Here is a 15,116-nt window from a genome sequence, read left to right as displayed (position 1 = left end):
GCAGGGCCTGCCGGGGTTCAGACCTCCAGGAGGCCCTGCTCCCGCACCAGCCAGCAGATCGCGGTGAGCCGGAGCACGGCGTAGTCGTGGCCGACCGGCTCCCGCCAGCCGATCTCGGCGAGCGCGTCCACGAAGCCCAGCGCGTAGTCCGACAACTCCTCACGGTCCAGGGGCAGGGGCGCGAGCTCCGGCCCCTGCGCGTACAGCAGCTCCCGCAGCATCGCCACGTGCTGGTCGACCGCCGCGACGAAGCCGGGCTCGAAGGCGAACTCGGCCAGTCGGGGCGTGAAGGCCGTCACGATGCCGGGCAGCGGACAGCCGGCCGGCTCGTCGGGGGAGCGCCGGAAGGAATCGTCGGAGGTGGCGAACATCCGTCCACGGTAGGCGAGCCCCGGAGCGGGAACGGACGGCCGTGACGGTTCCGTGCTGAGACCTTGGCCACCCCGGGCGCATCCTGCCCCTGCTCCCCGCCCGCGCCCGTCGGGACGGGCCTGATACGTTCCGTGGCCCGCCGGATCCGCTCTGCCGATCACCGGGGGCTCCGTACCAGAATGGCCGGCATGGATCTCCGCGTCTTCACCGAACCCCAGCAGGGTGCGAGCTACGACACCCTCCTCAAGGTCGCCCGCACCGCCGAGGAGCTCGGTGCCTTCAGCGCCTTCTTCCGCTCCGACCACTACCTGAAGATGGGCGACGTCGACGGCCTGCCCGGGCCCACCGACGCCTGGATCACCCTGGCCGGGCTCGCCCGCGACACCAGCACCATCCGCCTGGGCACCCTGATGACCGCCGCCACCTTCCGGTTGCCGGGCGTCACCGCGATCCAGGTCGCCCAGGTGGACGCGATGAGCGGCGGCCGGGTCGAGTTCGGCCTCGGCGCCGGCTGGTACGAGGCCGAGCACACCGCGTACGGCATCCCCTTCCCGAAGGAGAAGCTCGGGCGCCTGGAGGAACAGCTGGCGATCATCACCGGCCTGTGGCGCACCAAGCTCGGCGACACCTTCGACTTCGCCGGCGAGTACTACACGCTGACCGACTCGCCGGCGCTGCCCAAGCCCGCCCAGGAGCACGTTCCGGTGCTGGTCGGCGGCCACGGCCCCAAGCGGACCCCGGCCCTGGCCGCCCGCTTCGCCGACGAGTTCAACCTGCCGTTCGCCTCGGTGGAGGACACCGCCGCCCAGTTCGGCCGGGTCCGCGCCGCGGCCGAGGAGGCCGGGCGCCCGGCCGGCGACCTCGTCTACTCCGCCGCCCTGGTGGCCTGCGTCGGCCGCGACGACGCCGAGGTCGCCCGCCGGGCCGCGGCGATCGGCCGCGACGTCGAGGAGCTCAGGGAGAACGGCCTGGCCGGCACCCCGGACGAGGTGGTCGAGAAGCTCGGTCGGTACGCGGCCATCGGCTGCGAGCGGGTCTACCTCCAGATCCTCGACCTGGACGACCTCGACCACCTGGAGCTGATCGCCGCCCGGATCGCCCCGCAGCTGGGCTGACCCCCACCACCCGGGCCGGACATCCCCGGCCCGGACACCGCCCGGCCGGACCGCCCCGGGCCGGCCGTACCCGCGCCGACCTCCGCCCTTTACTCGTTCTTGGGGATGCGCCATGCTCCTAGGAGCGGGGAACAGCGGGGGGAGACCGGGTGAGCGGGACGAGAACGGTGCGGACGGCGGCGGCGCCGAGGGTGCCGCCGCCGCGCAGCACCGACGAGCGGGTGGTCCTGCCCCCGTCGCACGGCCCGTACGAGCCGCCCGTCCGGCACGAGCTGCGCGGGCCGGGACCGGCGGCCCTGCGCTACCCCGCCGGGGACCTGCTGGTCGTCACCGGCCTGCCCGGCAGCGGCAAGAGCACCCTGATGCGCCGCTGCGTGCGTGCCCCGCTGATCGACTCCCAGCTGGTCCGCGAGGAGTACGCGGCCCGGCTGCCCGCCCGCCTGCCGTACGCGCTCTACCGCCCGCTGGCCCGGCTCGCCCACTACCGGCGGCTGCGCCGGGCCGTGCTGGACGGAGGGCCGCTCGCGGTGCACGACTGCGGCACCCAGCCGTGGGTGCGGGCCTGGCTGGTCCGCGCCGCCGCCCGGCAGGGCCGCCGGGTGCACCTGCTGCTGCTCGACGCCGACCCGGCCGAGGCGCTGGACGGGCAGCGGCGACGCGCCCGCGGCGTCTCGCGCTACGCCTTCGCCCGGAACCGGGCCGCCATCGCCCGGCTGCGCCACCTGATCCTGGGGGCCGGACGGCTGCCGGCCGGCTGTGCGTCGGCCGTGGTACTCGACCGGGCCGCCGCGCGCGCCCTGCGGGAGATCGACTTCACCGCGTCGTAGTCTCGGCGAGTCCGCGCCGTGCACCGGCGGGCCGGCCGAAGCAGGCCCCGGGCGCGGCCGGGACTCCGTCAACTCCCCCCGTCAGGAGCGCTGATGCGCCGTACCTCCCGGGTGCGCCCGCGTGCCCCCCGTTTGTTCCCCTGCGCCGCCGCCCTGGTCGTGGCGGCCGGCCTGAGCCAGTTCGCCGCACCGGCCGCGCACCGCGCCGCGGCCGGGGAGTCCGCCGCTCCAGCCGTCGAGTGCGCGGACGACGACGCCGGTGCGACCGGCGACGGTGCGACCGATGCCGGTGCGACCGACGCCGCTGCGACCGATGCCGGTGCGACCGGTGCCGCCGACCGTCGGCCGGCCGGCAGCCGGGCGGTCCGGGACCCGAACGAGGTGAGCGCCGGCAAGGCCCGGGCGATGCAGGCCGACCTCGACCGGCGGCTCGCCGAACTGGGCACCGGCCGGCTCCGGGTCGGCACCCCGACCACCATTCCGGTCCACTTCCACGTGATCCACGACGGCGACGCCGGGCGGTTGGACCAGGCCGCCGTCACCGGCCAGATCGACCACCTCAACGAGAGCTACGGCGGCCAGGGCGAGGGCAACACCGCGAGCCCGTTCCACTTCCAGCTGGTCGCCACCGACTGGACCGACAACGCCTCCTGGTACACCGGCATGACCCCGGGCTCGCCGGCCGAGAAGGCGATGAAGACCGCCCTGCGCAAGGGCGACCAGGGCACCCTCAACCTCTACAGCGCCCGGCTCGGCGACTCCCTGCTCGGCTGGTCGACCTTCCCTAACGCGTACCGGACGAACCCGATCGACGACGGCGTGGTGGTCCTCGACGCCTCCCTGCCCGGCGGCGCCGCCACCCACTACGACGAGGGCGACACCGCGACCCACGAGATCGGCCACTGGCTCGGCCTCTTCCACACCTTCCAGAACGGCTGCCGGGCCCCCGGCGACTATGTGGACGACACCCCGCCCGAGCGCACCGCCGCCTCCGGCTGCCCCGAGGGTCGCGACACCTGCTCCGGCCCGGGGCTGGACCCGATCCACAACTTCATGGACTACAGCTACGACTCCTGCATGACCCTGTTCACCCCGGGGCAGGTCCGGCGGATGGCCAACTCCTGGGCCGCCTACCGCCGTTGAGGTCTCAGCAGAAGACGACGGGGCGGCGCGGTGTCCGGCCGCCGGAGGCACGGAAGCCCTACGCCCGGTGCTCCGGGGCGGCGGAGGCCCGCTACCGGACGGCCGGGCGATCTCCCGGCACCCTCCCCGGCGCCGGCGGTGCGCCCACACTGGAATTGAATGCGGCGGGCCGCTCGCGGCGTGGCAGATACCGACCGTTTGTCCGATTTGATCTATGTTCGGAGGGTCGGGACCGATCAGGAGCAACCGAAGGAGCAAGGGCATGAGTGCCAATCCCCGGATCGTCGTCGGCGTGGACGGCTCGCCCGCCTCGGAGCAGGCGCTGCGCTGGGCGATCGACTACGCGCGGGCCGTCGGCGGGACGATCCACGCCATCGCCGCCTGGGAGTACCCGGCCTTCTACGGTTGGGCCGGACAGGGTGTACCGACCGTCGAGACCTTCAACCCCGAGGAGATCGCCGGCAAGACCCTCAGCGACACCATCACCAAGGTGGCCGGTGACGACGCGGGCGTGCGGATCACCGAGAGCGTGACGCCCGGCAACGCCGCCCGGGTGCTGCTGGAAGCCGCCAAGGGCGCCGCGCTGCTCGTCGTGGGCAGCCGCGGCCTGGGCGGCTTCTCCGGCGTGCTGCTCGGCTCGGTCAGCCGCCACCTCACCGAGCACGCGCCCTGCCCGGTGGTCGTCGTGCGCGAGGCCCACGGCGACGCGGAGCAGTCGGAGTAGGCGGGCGGGGGGCGGTGACCCGTCGGGCCGCCACGCGGACCAGAATGGAGACATGCCAGAAGGTGACTCCGTCTACCGCGTGGCGGCCCACTTGCACGAGGTCCTCGCCGGGCAGCCGCTGACCAGCGCCGACCTGCGGGTGCCCGCGCACGCCACCGCCGACCTCACCGGCCGCCGGGTGCTGGAGGTCGCCCCGCGCGGCAAGCACCTGCTCGCCCGCCTCGAGGGCGGCCTCACCCTGCACACCCACCTGAGGATGGACGGCCGCTGGGTGCTCTACCGCCCCGGCGAGCGGTGGAGCGGCGGCCCCGACCGGGAGATCCGCGCCGTCCTCGGCACCGACCGGGGCACCGCCGTCGGCTACCGGCTGCCCGTCGTCGAACTGCTGCGCACCACCGACGAGCGGCGGATCGTCGGCCACCTCGGCCCCGACCTGCTCGGCCCCGACTGGGACCCGGTCGAGGCCGTCCGCCGACTCCTCGCCCGCCCCGGCCGCCCGGTCGTCGAGGCCCTGCTCGACCAGCGCAACCTCGCCGGGATCGGCAACGTCTACGCGAACGAGCTGTGCTTCGTCGCGGGCGTGACACCGTGGACCGAGGTCGGTGAACTCCCGCACCCCGACCGGCTGGTGGAGCGCGCCCGGCAGATGCTGGAGGCCAACAAGCTGCGCCCCGGCCACATCACCACCGGCGACACCAGGCCCGGCTACCAGCACTGGGTCTACGGCCGGGCCGGTCGGCCCTGCCCGCGCTGCGTCACCCCGGTGGCCGCCGGGCGCCAGGGCTCGCCGCCGCGCGACCGGGCGGTGTTCTGGTGCCCGTACTGCCAGCGCGGCCCGGCCCCGGAGAGGAGGGCCTGACCGGCGGATCCTTGTCAGGCCCTACGGCAGCTCGACCAGCGCGGGGTGGCGCGGGTCGTCCACCCGGACGGTGAGGTCGGCCGCCGTGGCGGGCCCGGTCTCCGCCTCGTAGCGGGCGAAGGCGGGCAGCGTCCACTGCTGGTCGGCCGGGGTGCGGCGGGCCAGCGCGGCCGGGCTGAGGGACAGGTGGACGGTCAGCTCCAGCGGCAGCCAGCGGCCGAGCAGCAGGGCGCCGTCCAGCAACAGCACGCCGCCGGGCGGGAGTTCGGTGTACGGGGCGCGGGTCGAGCGGTCGGTGACCGGGTCGCGCAGCGAGGGCAGCACGCGACCGCTGCCGCCCGGCTCCAGCGGGTCGAGCACCTCGCGCGCCAGGGCGTCGTCGTCCAGCCAGAGGTCGTGGAAGGCGTCCGCGTCGTGGTGGCCGTACTCCAGCCGGATGGAGGCCGGGCGAAGGAAACCGGCGGCCGAGACCCGCAGCGTCGGATGGCCGCGCAGCCGCAGCGGCTCCACCAGGGCGTCCGCGAGCGCCTCGGGGCGGGCGGCCGCCGCGCCGTCCACGGCCACCCGCAGGCGCCGGCCGCGGGCGTCGGGCAGGGCGGCGATGCGGTCGGCGAGCAGCTCGGCCAGGTTGTCGGGGGAGATCGGGCGTACCTGCATCGGGCCATCCTGCCGTGTCGTGCCGTCTCGTCGGGGTGCTCGGCGCTCAGCGCAGCGGGAGGGCGTGCAGGATGTCGTCGTGGCCGGCGTAGAGGCGGTCCTTGTCGGCGGCGACGGTCCAGACGTCCTTGCCCGGGCCCGAGTCGTGGAAGGTCCACTCCAGCTCGCCGGCCGTGATGTCGACCGCGCTGACCCCGCCGGCCGCGGTGCCCGGGACGAACAGGGTGCGCTCGGCGACCAGCGGACGGTTGCGGCGGTCCAGTGGGAACGGCAGCCGGCAGGACCAGTTCTGCCCGCCGGACCACGTGTCGTGGGCGGTGACCGTGCCCTGGTCGCGCGGGATGAGCAGCTGCCCGTCGCACTCCACGGGCGGCAGGGCCCGCCAGGACTCACCCCGGGCGGGGGAGTGGGTCCAGCCCGTCTCGCCGGTGGGGAGCAGCATGCGCACGCCGCCGCTGCCGTCGGGGACGTAGATCCGCTCGGCGCCGGTGACGCACCAGCGGAGGTCCTCCTCGCCGGGGGCGGTCCACAGCTCGCGGCCGGTGAGGGCGTCGCGGGCCGCCAGCTCGGCGCGGCCGCCGAGGAAGCGGACGCAGACCAGGAGGGGGTGCTTGGGGTCGGTCGTGGGGGTGACGGGCTGTTCCGTCTGTTCGGTGCGGACGGACCAGAGCACGGAGCGGTCGGCGACCCGCAGCGCGAAGAGGTGGTTCTGCGGCGGGGTGCCGTCGGCCCGCGGGCGGCCCCACGAGTAGCCGTAGACGATGCCGCGGTCGTGGCCGGCGAGACGGGTCTGGCCCTGGAGCTCGTCGGGCAGCGGCAGGCTCCAGTCGGCGGCGGGGTCGGTGAAGTGCCGGGCCTCGGCGTGGCCCTGGTAGGTGGTGAAGAGGTGTTCCGGCCCGAACACCACCTTGCCGAGCATGTCGCTGTCGCCGGGCCAGTTGCGGGCGGTCGGCGGATCGAAGACCAGCAGCCGGCCGGCGGTGCCCCGCTCGTGGTCGAGGACCTGCAGGCCGTTCCTGGAGAGGTAGACGGGCCGGTGCGGCGGGTCGGTGAGCCGCTCGGGGGTCATCGCCTCCGGGCCGCGGTAGGTCCAGAGCGGCGTCGGCCCGGACAGCGCGGTCGGCTGCGGCCTGCTCGGCCCCGGCGACGGGAGCACTCCGCCGCCACCCGTACGGCCGAGCGCCCAGGCGGCCCCGCCCGCCGCGAGCACCCCGGCCCCGACCAGCAGCCCGCGTCGGCTGGGCCGCATACGCTCCCCGCCGCCCGCGACCACGTCCGCGGAGGCCTCGCCGCCCGCCGTTTCCCCGTCCCACTGCCACGACGTTCCGTGTGCGGACTTCTCGGACGACGGCGACTGCATGCGGCTCCCACTTCCCCACCCGGCGGCCTCGCGCCGCCACCCGCCCGGAGGATATCGAACGGGAAACGGTCGACGGGCCGCCGACCGGACCCCGTCCCCCGGGGTCGTCGCGGTGGCCCTTGCGGCTGACCACAGTGGTGCGGCGGGATTCGCTCGGCATGCCGTCCGTGCCGGAGCAGGCCGGGCCCCGGGGCAGCTCGGGGCCGGTGCGCACTCGCCTTGACACCGTTCCGGGCCGGGCGTAGCAAAAGAGCATGTGCCATCCGCAGGCGACCGGTGGGGCCCCTGGTGCGCGGACCGGTCCCGACCGGCCGCCGGAGCCCGGAGCCGGCGCGGAGCCGGGCCGCTCCGTCCGGGACCCGGCCCGGCACGCGGAGCAGCGGCGGGACGAGCTGTTCGCCGGGGCGGTGCGCCGGGTGCTCGGCACCACCGAGGCGTACGGGGCGCTGGTGTACCTGCGCTCGCGGGACGGCCGGTCGCTGGTGCTGCGCACGATCGCGGGCGTGCCGCCGGCGGTGATGAGCCCGTTCCGGAGGGTGGCCGCCGCGGGGCCGATGCCGGTCGCGGTCTGCTTCCGGACCGGGCACGTGATCACCCTGACCGACACCGAGGACACCATGCGGCGCTTCCCGCAGCTCGCGGTCGGCCTGCCGTACGACTTCGCCTCCGCCTGTGTGCCGGTGGGGTGCGGCGAGGAGCGGTTCGGGGTGCTGAACGGGCTTTGGCCCGCCTCGGACGAGGGGCTGCCGGAGTCCGCCGCGCGGCAGCTCGCCGAGGTGGCGGACCAACTCGGCCGGGATCTGGCCGAGTTGGCGGAACCGGGGCAGTCCGTGGAGCCGGGCGGCGAGGTGGCCGTGGTGGAGGCGCCGTCGTCGACGGTGCCGACCACCCGGGTCGGGCTGTTCGACTGGGACGTGGCCACCGGGGCGCTCGCCGCCGACGACCGCTTCCGGGAGATCTTCGGCTTCGGGCCGGGCGAGTTCGACGGCACGGCGGCCGCGCTGAACCACCGGATCGCGCCCGGCGACCTGCCGGAGTTCCGGGCCGCCGCCCGCGTCGCGCTGGAGCACGGCGAGGTGCTGGCCGCCCGCGTCCGGGTGCTCGGGCGGGACGGCCTGCCGTACCCGGTGGAACTGTGGGCCCGAGTGCCCGTGGCGATCTCCGACGGCCGGACCCACCTGGTCGGCGCGGTGCTGGACGTGCGGTCCCTGACCGCCGCCGCGGCCGCCGTCGAGCGGCTGCACGAGGGCGTGTTCTCGCTCGACCCGGACGGCCGGATCGGCTACGCCAACCGCGCCGTCGAGCCGCTGCTCGGGGCCCGCCGCGAGGACCTGCTCGGCCACAGCCCCTGGGACGCGCTGCCCTGGCTCGCCGACCCCTTCTATGAGAACCGCTACCGCGCCGCCCTGTTCTCCCAGCAGCCCACCGCCTTCCTGGCCGCCCGCCCGCCGGACTGCTGGCTCGCCTTCTCGCTCTACCCGGACGCACACGGCGTCACCGGCCGGGTGGTCGCGGCCGAGCCGCCGCCCGGCGCCGCCGAGCCGCTCGCCACCCCGCCGCCCGCCACCCGCACCGGGGTGGGCGACAGCGTGAGCGGCACCCACCACCTGCTGCAGCTGGCCAGCGCGCTCACCGAGGCGGTCACCGTCCGGGACGTGTGCCGGGCGGTGGCCGAGGAGATCCTGCCGGCCTGCGGCGGCCAGGAGCTCGCCATCTACGCGGTGCGCGAGCAGTGCCTGAACCTGCTCCTGCAGACCGGCTACCCGGCCGGCTTCCTGGACGCCTTCGAGGGCCTGTCGATCGACGCCCGGGTGCCCGGCTCGGAGACGCTCAGCACCCGCACCCCGATCTTCTTCGAGTCGGTGCGCGAACTCGCCGCCACCTACCCAGGCCTCGCCCTGGACGAGATGGGCGCCTGGGCCTTCCTGCCGCTCATCGCCTCCGGCCGTCCGGTCGGCAGCTGCATCATCGGCTTCGAGCACCCGCGCCCCTTCACCGTCGAGGAGCGCGGCCTGCTCACCGCGCTCGGCGGCTTCATCGCCCAGGCCCTGGAACGCGCCCGGCTGTACGACGCCGAGTTCGCCCTGGCCCGCGGCCTGCAGCAGGCACTGCTGCCGCACCGGCTGCCCGAGGTGCCCGGCATCCGGATCACCGCCCGCTACCTGCCCGGCACCCAGGGCATGGAGATCGGCGGCGACTGGTACGACGCGATCGTCACCGGCCCGGACGTCACCCTGGTGATCGGCGACGTCGAGGGCCACAGCGTCGGCGCGGCCGCCACCATGGGGCAGCTGCGCAGCGCCGTGCGCGCCTTCGCCACCGGCGGCGACCCGCCCGACGAGGTACTCGCCCGCACCAACCGGCTGCTGCTCGACCTCGACCCCGGGCTGCTCGCCAGCTGCTGCCTCGTCCGGCTCACCCCCGCCGCCGGCCTCGCCAGGATCGCCCGGGCCGGGCACCTCCCGCCGGTGCTGCGCCACCCCGGCGGGCGGGCCGAGGCGCTGTACGTCCCGGGCGGGCCGCTGCTCGGGGTGGTCGAGCGGGCCGACTACCCGGTCAGCGACCTGCGGCTGGGCAGCGGCGCCGTGCTCGCCCTCTACACCGACGGGCTGGTGGAGGACCCGGCGGTGGCGATCGACCAGGGCGTGGACCGGCTGCGGGCCGCGCTGGCCCGGGCCGCGGCCGGGGAGGGACTGGAGCAGGCGGCCGAGCGGCTGCTGCGCGAGGTCGGCTCGACCCGCCGGGTGGACGACGTGGCGCTGCTGCTCACGGCCTTCGGCTGAGTACGGCCCGAGCGACCGCCGGACGGATGCCACTCGGCCGCGGTGACCAGGCGACTTTCGTCGTCGCGGGGCGGAGACGAAGGAGGACGGCGGGCGCCGCGGCCGGACCGGTAGCCTCGACGGGTGGAAGCGATCGCGCGGGCCTGGAACACGGCGGTACGGACGGCTCTGCCGGGGCCCTGGCGGCCCCGGCGGGTGGTGGGCGAGGCGGTGCTCGCCCTGCTGATGGGCGGTTTCGCCGCACTGTTGGAGCTGCTCTCCAACAGCGGCCTGGCGGTGCCCTTGGGTCTCGCGGTCGCGGTGCTGTTCGTCCTGCGCAGGGGCCTGCCGGCCACGGTGCTGCTCACCACTGCGGCGCTGGCCGGCTGGGCGGTCGGGCCGATGCCGATGCTGGTGTGCGCGGGCTGGTCGGCCGGCGCGCGGATCCGCCGGGTCTGGTCGCTGGTCGGCGCCTTCGTCGTGGGCTGGGTGCTGTTCACGGTGACGGGCGTGATGAAGGACGTCGCCTCGCTCTCGCCGAAGCTCGTCCTGCCGCTGTCGCTCGGCTTCTTCCTGGTGTCCGCCGTGCTGCCGGCGCTCTACGGCCGCTACCGGGCGCAGCGCCGCGCCCTGCTGGACGCGCTGCGCGAGCGCAACGAGCAGCTGCTGCGCGAGCGGGTCATGGTGGTGCACCAGGCGCGGCTGCGCGAACGGCACCGGATCGCCCAGGACATGCACGACAGCCTGGGCCACCAGCTGGCGCTGATCTCGGTGCACTCGGGCGCGCTGGAGGTGGACCGCACGCTCACCGACCGGCAGCGCGAGGCCGTCGGGGTGCTGCGCCAGGCGGCGGTCGCGGCGATGCGCGAGCTGCGCGAGGTGGTCGGGGTGCTGCACGACGAGTCGACGGCGCTGCCGCCCACCGTCGGGACGGCCGCCGCCGGGGCGCCGGCCCGCGGCGGGGTGGACGGGGTCGAGGGGCTGGTGGAGTCCTCCCGGTCGGCCGGGGCGCGGATCGACTTCACCCTGGAGGGCGAGCGGCGTCCGTTGCCGGCCGCCGTCGACCACGCGGCGTACCGGATCGTGCAGGAGGCGCTCACCAACGCCCACAAGCACGCGCCCGGCGCGCCGATCGGCGTCGCGCTGCGGTACGAGCCGGACGCGCTGGTGGTGGAGGTGACCAACGCCCGCGCGCCGGAGCTCGTGGGGGCACGCGTCGGCGCGGGCACGGCGGTGAGCGGCGGTCAGGGGTTGGCCGGCCTGCGGGAGCGCGCCCGGCTGGTCGGCGGCATGGTGCACGCCGGGCCCACGCCGGAGCACGGCTTCCGGCTGGCGGGGGTGCTGCCGTACGAGGGGGCGGAGCAGGACGCGGCGGCGGACGGGGCCGAGGACTGGATGGTGGACGGGCTGGCGCCCGTCGAGGAGCCGGAGCGCGGGCGGCGCAGCCCGGTGATCGGTTGTGCCCTCGGGGTGGTCGCGATCGCGGTGATCGTGCTCGGCCTGCTGGTCTGGGGCGTGGTCGCCCTCGTCCGGGGCACCAACGACGCGACCGTGCAGAAGCCGATGTACGACCAGATCAGGGTCGGCACCGCCGAGGCCGAGGTGCTGCAGACGCTGCCGCGCGGCAACGACTTCTTCACCGGCACCTATAAAGGGACGGGGCCCGAGATGCCGGCGGGCGCGCACTGCCGCTGGTACGTCCTGAACGGTGCGCCCGGCTCCGGCTGGAACGAGGAGCACGTGGCGCGATTCTGCTTCCGGGACGGGGCGTTGGTGGAGAAACAGGAGTACGTGGCCCGGGGCTGAGTGCCCCCGTGCGCGGGCGGGTGCTCCAGTGGGGCGGGCCGGGCCGGTTTCGGAGCCGGCCGGTCCGGATCGGGGTGGTTCGGAGCGGTCTCTCCGGGATGTGAGGATGGTGCCGCAGCCGAAGAGCACCGTTCGAGGGGAATGACCAGCGTGATCCGAGTCCTCGTCGCCGATGACGAGCCGCTGATCCGGGCCGGAATCAGGATGATCCTCGGCTCCGCCGACGACATCGAGGTGGTCGCGGAGGCCGCGGACGGGCGCGAGGCGCTGGAGCTCGCGCGGGCGCACCGGGTGGACGTGGTGCTGCTGGACATTCAGATGCCGGTGATGGACGGGCTGACGGCGCTCGGGGAACTGGTGAAGGTCGCCCCCGGCGCGCGGGCGCTGATCCTCACCACCTTCGGGGAGCGCGAGAACGTCCTGCGCGCCGTGTCCGAGGGCGGTGCCGGCTTCCTGCTCAAGGACACCGCGCCGAACGAGCTGATCCAGGCCGTCCGGGCGGCGGCGGGCGGGAACGCCTTCCTCTCCCCGGCCGCCACCCGGCACATCGTCGACTCGCTGGCCTCCGGGCGCAGCGCCTCGCTGGCCGCCCGCGCGGTGGCGGCGCGGCGCCGGCTGGAGGTGCTCACCCCGCGTGAGCTGGAGGTGTTGGCGCTGCTCGGAGAGGGTCTGTCCAACGCCGACGCCGGGGCGCGGATCCACATGAGCGAGGCGACGGTGAAGACCTACGTCAGCCGGATCCTGGCCAAGCTGGGCTGCGAGAACCGGGTCCAGGCGGCACTGCTGGCGCGGGATGCGGAGCTCGACGGCAGTAACTGAGGGTCATTTTCCGCTCGCTCTCCGTGTCGAGCGTGATGGATGCCACTCGGCGACCATGCGGAACCGGGAACTCCGGCTTCGGTGGTGACGGTGCGTCAGCGGGTGATTCCTCCGCGTGGATGGTGTGTCAGCTTTCTCGAAGGGATAGGTGTGAGCGAGGGCACGAAAATTGACCATTTGATCTTGAAAATACGGTCAAAAGCTTTCAAATCGGGCGCAATTTCTTGATCGATACCGCCGGTAACAGTCAACTGACCTGCGAGGTCCAAGAATTGCTTGCTGCGTCCGGGTGATGCCCCCTAGCTTCATTGGCGGCGCAACGAGCGCCACCCGGGTTCACCCCGACGCACTGCCCGCCGACTGACCCGCGGCGCGAGGGCGGTGCCCGCCGACGAGGCCGGCTCGAACAGGCCGTCGGCGTGCGGAGGTGACCGGGGCGGCACGGCACGTCCGACACGTGTCCGGCCGCCCGTCGAGTGAGGTGAGCAAAAGACCGCCGGCCCATGTCCCGGGCCTGGTTCCGCATGCCCGCCCGGGACTTGTCGAGAGGACCTGTATGAATCCCCGTCACGAGACCGCCGCTGCCACCGACACCACCGCCACCGTCAAGCGCCACCGCGTTCGGATGGCGGTCATCGCGGGCGCCGCCGTCGCGGCCCTGCCGGTGGCCGGCCTCGTCACGGCCACCTCGGCCTCCGCCGCTACCAGCTCGACCTGGGACGCCGTCGCCCAGTGCGAGAGCGGCGGGAACTGGAGCATCAGCACCGGCAACGGCTTCCACGGGGGGCTCCAGTTCGCCCCGTCCACCTGGGCCGCGTACGGCGGGACCGCGTACGCCTCCCAGGCCAACAAGGCGAGCAAGGACCAGCAGATCGCCGTCGCGGAGAAGGTCCTCGCCTCGCAGGGCCCGGGCGCCTGGCCCGTCTGCTCGCAGAAGGCGGGCCTGGGCAAGGGCGGCGCTCCGGCCGCCGTCGACACCTCGGGCGGCACGGCGGCCAAGGCGGCCAAGCCGACCACGAAGGCGGCGAAGCCCGCGGCCAAGCCCGCCGCGCCCGCCGCCAAGTCCGCCGCCACCCAGCAGGCGCCCAAGGGTCAGCCCTCGGCCAAGCCGGCGCAGTCCGCGCCGGCCTCGCCGAAGAACACCGCCGTGGGCGGCTACACCGTCCGGAGCGGTGACACCCTCAGCGAGATCGCGGCCAAGTTCGGCACCGACACGGACAGCCTGTACCGGAAGAACGCGCGCACCATCGGTGGCGACCCGGACCTGATCTTCCCGGGCCAGACGCTGACGGTCTGACCGGGCCGACCGTCCGGCGGGAGACCCGCCGCCCGACGGAGCCCTGCGGAACCGGCCGAGCGGCCGCCCTGGACGGGGGTGACCGCCCGGCCGGTTCCGGTGCGTCAACGGCCCGTCAACAGCCCGTAACGGGCCGTTGACGGGCCGTTCGGGGGTGGGGGTGCCCGCGCGGGGCGGGCGCCGGCCGTCCGGCCTCTCGCCGGCGTCGGCCGACGGTCCGGTGGTGGCGGCCCTGCGCGCGGCGGGATTCGCGTACCGCGCGCGGCGGCACCCGTTGCTCCTGGACGGCGCGCGGGAGCTGGAGCTGCCCTTCGGCTACGCCGGAGCCGACCCGGCGGCCGGGCCCGACCGCACCGGACAGCCGGCGGTCGGCTCGTACTGCCACTGACGGGCGCGTACGCCGGGGTGCGGGGCGTCCCGCGAATGGTTGAACGTTGAACGCAACGTCTGATTTCCGCCGGAGGTTTGAAACGCCCCGGACCAGAATCGAGTCATGTCCGAGATCGGAACGAGGAGTTCTGGAGAGATGACGATGAACGGTGCGGCGGGAATCGACGGGGTCGACGGCAAGGTGGCGCTGGTGACCGGCGGCAGCCGGGGGATCGGGGCGGCGGTCGCCCTGCGGCTGGCCGAGGACGGTGCCCACGTGGTGCTGACCTACCAGGGCGGTGCGGAGCGGGCCGAGGAGGTCGTCGCCAAGATCACCGCGATGGGGCGGACCGGCTGGGCCCTACGGGCCGACAGCTGCGACCCGCAGGCGGTGGAGAGCGTGGTCGAGGCCGTCGTCGAGCGGTTCGGGAAGCTGGACATCCTGGTGAACAACGCCGGCGTCGGCGCCGTCGGCCCGATCGGCGACTTCACGCTGGAGGACGTCGACCGGGTGCTGGAGGTGAACGTCCGGGCCCCCTTCCTGTACGCCAGGGCGGCCTCCGCGCACCTGGCCGAGGGCGGGCGGATCGTCAGCATCGGCAGCTGCATCGCCCAGCGCGCCGCCTTCCCCGGCTCCACGCTGTACGGGACCAGCAAGGCCGCGCTGATCGGCCTGACCAAGGCGCTGGCCCGGGAGCTCGGCCCGCGCGGGATCACCGCCAACCTGGTCCACCCCGGGCCGATCGACACCGACATGAACCCGGGCGACGGCCCGGCGGCGGAGCTCCAGAGCGGACTCACCGCGCTCGGCCGCTTCGGCACCGGGGCGGAGGTCGCCGGCGCCGTCGCCTACCTGGTCGGCGCGGACGGCCGGTACGTCACCGGCGCGGAGCTGGCGGTGGACGGCGGCTTCGCTTCCTAATGTCGTTGTCAAGCCGTCTCGGTCGCTGGGGGTGTGATGTGGTAGCACCGTCTGTCACGAATCAGGGCCCAGAGAACGTTGACG

Annotated in this window: 14 protein-coding genes; 11 read left to right on the top strand and 3 right to left on the bottom strand. The window is 74.8% G+C overall.

What is annotated here, in order from left to right:
- Positions 1–17 precede the first annotated feature (17 nt).
- Complete coding sequence (locus ACZ5OX_RS37780) at positions 18–371, bottom strand: DUF6401 family natural product biosynthesis protein (protein ID WP_392878136.1); 354 nt, start codon at positions 369–371, stop codon at positions 18–20.
- Positions 372–560: 189 nt separating this feature from the next.
- Between ACZ5OX_RS37780 and ACZ5OX_RS37775 the strand changes: the two genes are divergently transcribed.
- From ACZ5OX_RS37775 to ACZ5OX_RS37755, 5 genes are all read left to right on the top strand, one after another.
- Positions 561–1,487, top strand: coding sequence for an LLM class F420-dependent oxidoreductase (locus ACZ5OX_RS37775; protein ID WP_465636542.1), 927 nt, complete (start codon positions 561–563; stop codon positions 1,485–1,487).
- A gap of 149 nt (positions 1,488–1,636) precedes the next feature.
- On the top strand, positions 1,637–2,314 hold the full coding sequence (locus ACZ5OX_RS37770; protein ID WP_449793116.1) for an AAA family ATPase: 678 nt from the start codon (positions 1,637–1,639) through the stop codon (positions 2,312–2,314).
- 93 nt (positions 2,315–2,407) lie between these two features.
- The gene (locus tag ACZ5OX_RS37765; RefSeq protein WP_465636539.1) at positions 2,408–3,457 is read left to right on the top strand and encodes a zinc metalloprotease; all 1,050 of its coding nucleotides are present in this window, start codon (positions 2,408–2,410) and stop codon (positions 3,455–3,457) included.
- 262 nt (positions 3,458–3,719) lie between these two features.
- Positions 3,720–4,181 carry a universal stress protein gene (locus tag ACZ5OX_RS37760; RefSeq protein ID WP_449793118.1) on the top strand — a complete coding sequence of 154 codons (462 nt, stop codon included), beginning with the start codon at positions 3,720–3,722 and terminating at the stop codon, positions 4,179–4,181.
- A 52-nt stretch (positions 4,182–4,233) separates the two neighbouring features.
- Complete coding sequence (locus ACZ5OX_RS37755) at positions 4,234–5,040, top strand: DNA-formamidopyrimidine glycosylase family protein (protein ID WP_465636537.1); 807 nt, start codon at positions 4,234–4,236, stop codon at positions 5,038–5,040.
- Positions 5,041–5,061: 21 nt separating this feature from the next.
- Here ACZ5OX_RS37755 and ACZ5OX_RS37750 read toward each other — a convergent pair whose 3' ends face one another.
- Together ACZ5OX_RS37750 and ACZ5OX_RS37745 are read right to left on the bottom strand one after the other, a co-directional pair.
- Positions 5,062–5,697, bottom strand: coding sequence for a nucleoside/nucleotide kinase family protein (locus ACZ5OX_RS37750; RefSeq protein WP_465636535.1), 636 nt, complete (start codon positions 5,695–5,697; stop codon positions 5,062–5,064).
- A gap of 46 nt (positions 5,698–5,743) precedes the next feature.
- On the bottom strand, positions 5,744–7,057 hold the full coding sequence (locus tag ACZ5OX_RS37745) for an outer membrane protein assembly factor BamB family protein (RefSeq protein ID WP_465636533.1): 1,314 nt from the start codon (positions 7,055–7,057) through the stop codon (positions 5,744–5,746).
- A 254-nt stretch (positions 7,058–7,311) separates the two neighbouring features.
- On the opposite strand from ACZ5OX_RS37745, the gene ACZ5OX_RS37740 reads away from it, so the two are divergent.
- The 6 genes from ACZ5OX_RS37740 (at position 7,312) to ACZ5OX_RS37715 (ending at position 15,032) form a co-directional block, all read left to right on the top strand.
- Positions 7,312–9,840, top strand: coding sequence for a SpoIIE family protein phosphatase (locus ACZ5OX_RS37740; protein ID WP_465636532.1), 2,529 nt, complete (start codon positions 7,312–7,314; stop codon positions 9,838–9,840).
- A gap of 123 nt (positions 9,841–9,963) precedes the next feature.
- A complete protein-coding gene (locus ACZ5OX_RS37735; protein WP_465636530.1) occupies positions 9,964–11,625 on the top strand; it encodes a sensor histidine kinase in 1,662 nt (553 codons plus the stop codon).
- A 150-nt stretch (positions 11,626–11,775) separates the two neighbouring features.
- Positions 11,776–12,444, top strand: a complete 669-nt coding sequence (locus tag ACZ5OX_RS37730; protein ID WP_465636578.1) for a response regulator transcription factor — start codon at positions 11,776–11,778, stop codon at positions 12,442–12,444.
- A gap of 556 nt (positions 12,445–13,000) precedes the next feature.
- Positions 13,001–13,741 carry a LysM peptidoglycan-binding domain-containing protein gene (locus ACZ5OX_RS37725; protein ID WP_465636528.1) on the top strand — a complete coding sequence of 247 codons (741 nt, stop codon included), beginning with the start codon at positions 13,001–13,003 and terminating at the stop codon, positions 13,739–13,741.
- 223 nt (positions 13,742–13,964) lie between these two features.
- Positions 13,965–14,129 (top strand): hypothetical protein, encoded by a 165-nt coding sequence (locus ACZ5OX_RS37720; RefSeq protein WP_465636526.1) that lies wholly within the window; start codon positions 13,965–13,967, stop codon positions 14,127–14,129.
- A 138-nt stretch (positions 14,130–14,267) separates the two neighbouring features.
- The gene (locus tag ACZ5OX_RS37715) at positions 14,268–15,032 is read left to right on the top strand and encodes an SDR family NAD(P)-dependent oxidoreductase (protein ID WP_465636524.1); all 765 of its coding nucleotides are present in this window, start codon (positions 14,268–14,270) and stop codon (positions 15,030–15,032) included.
- Positions 15,033–15,116: the final 84 nt, after the last annotated feature.

The organism is Kitasatospora sp. NPDC032121 (assembly GCF_055580145.1).
Note: the sequence above shows the minus strand (reverse complement) of the source record. Positions and strands in the feature narration are given on the sequence as shown.

Coding starts and splice junctions, on each gene's coding strand:
- ACZ5OX_RS37780 (WP_392878136.1), bottom strand. CDS start 371: ATGTTCGCCACCTCCGACGATTCCTTCCGGCGCTCCCCCGACGAGCCG.
- ACZ5OX_RS37775 (WP_465636542.1), top strand. CDS start 561: ATGGATCTCCGCGTCTTCACCGAACCCCAGCAGGGTGCGAGCTACGAC.
- ACZ5OX_RS37765 (WP_465636539.1), top strand. CDS start 2,408: ATGCGCCGTACCTCCCGGGTGCGCCCGCGTGCCCCCCGTTTGTTCCCC.
- ACZ5OX_RS37760 (WP_449793118.1), top strand. CDS start 3,720: ATGAGTGCCAATCCCCGGATCGTCGTCGGCGTGGACGGCTCGCCCGCC.
- ACZ5OX_RS37755 (WP_465636537.1), top strand. CDS start 4,234: ATGCCAGAAGGTGACTCCGTCTACCGCGTGGCGGCCCACTTGCACGAG.
- ACZ5OX_RS37750 (WP_465636535.1), bottom strand. CDS start 5,697: ATGCAGGTACGCCCGATCTCCCCCGACAACCTGGCCGAGCTGCTCGCC.
- ACZ5OX_RS37745 (WP_465636533.1), bottom strand. CDS start 7,057: ATGCAGTCGCCGTCGTCCGAGAAGTCCGCACACGGAACGTCGTGGCAG.
- ACZ5OX_RS37740 (WP_465636532.1), top strand. CDS start 7,312: ATGTGCCATCCGCAGGCGACCGGTGGGGCCCCTGGTGCGCGGACCGGT.
- ACZ5OX_RS37725 (WP_465636528.1), top strand. CDS start 13,001: ATGAATCCCCGTCACGAGACCGCCGCTGCCACCGACACCACCGCCACC.
- ACZ5OX_RS37715 (WP_465636524.1), top strand. CDS start 14,268: ATGACGATGAACGGTGCGGCGGGAATCGACGGGGTCGACGGCAAGGTG.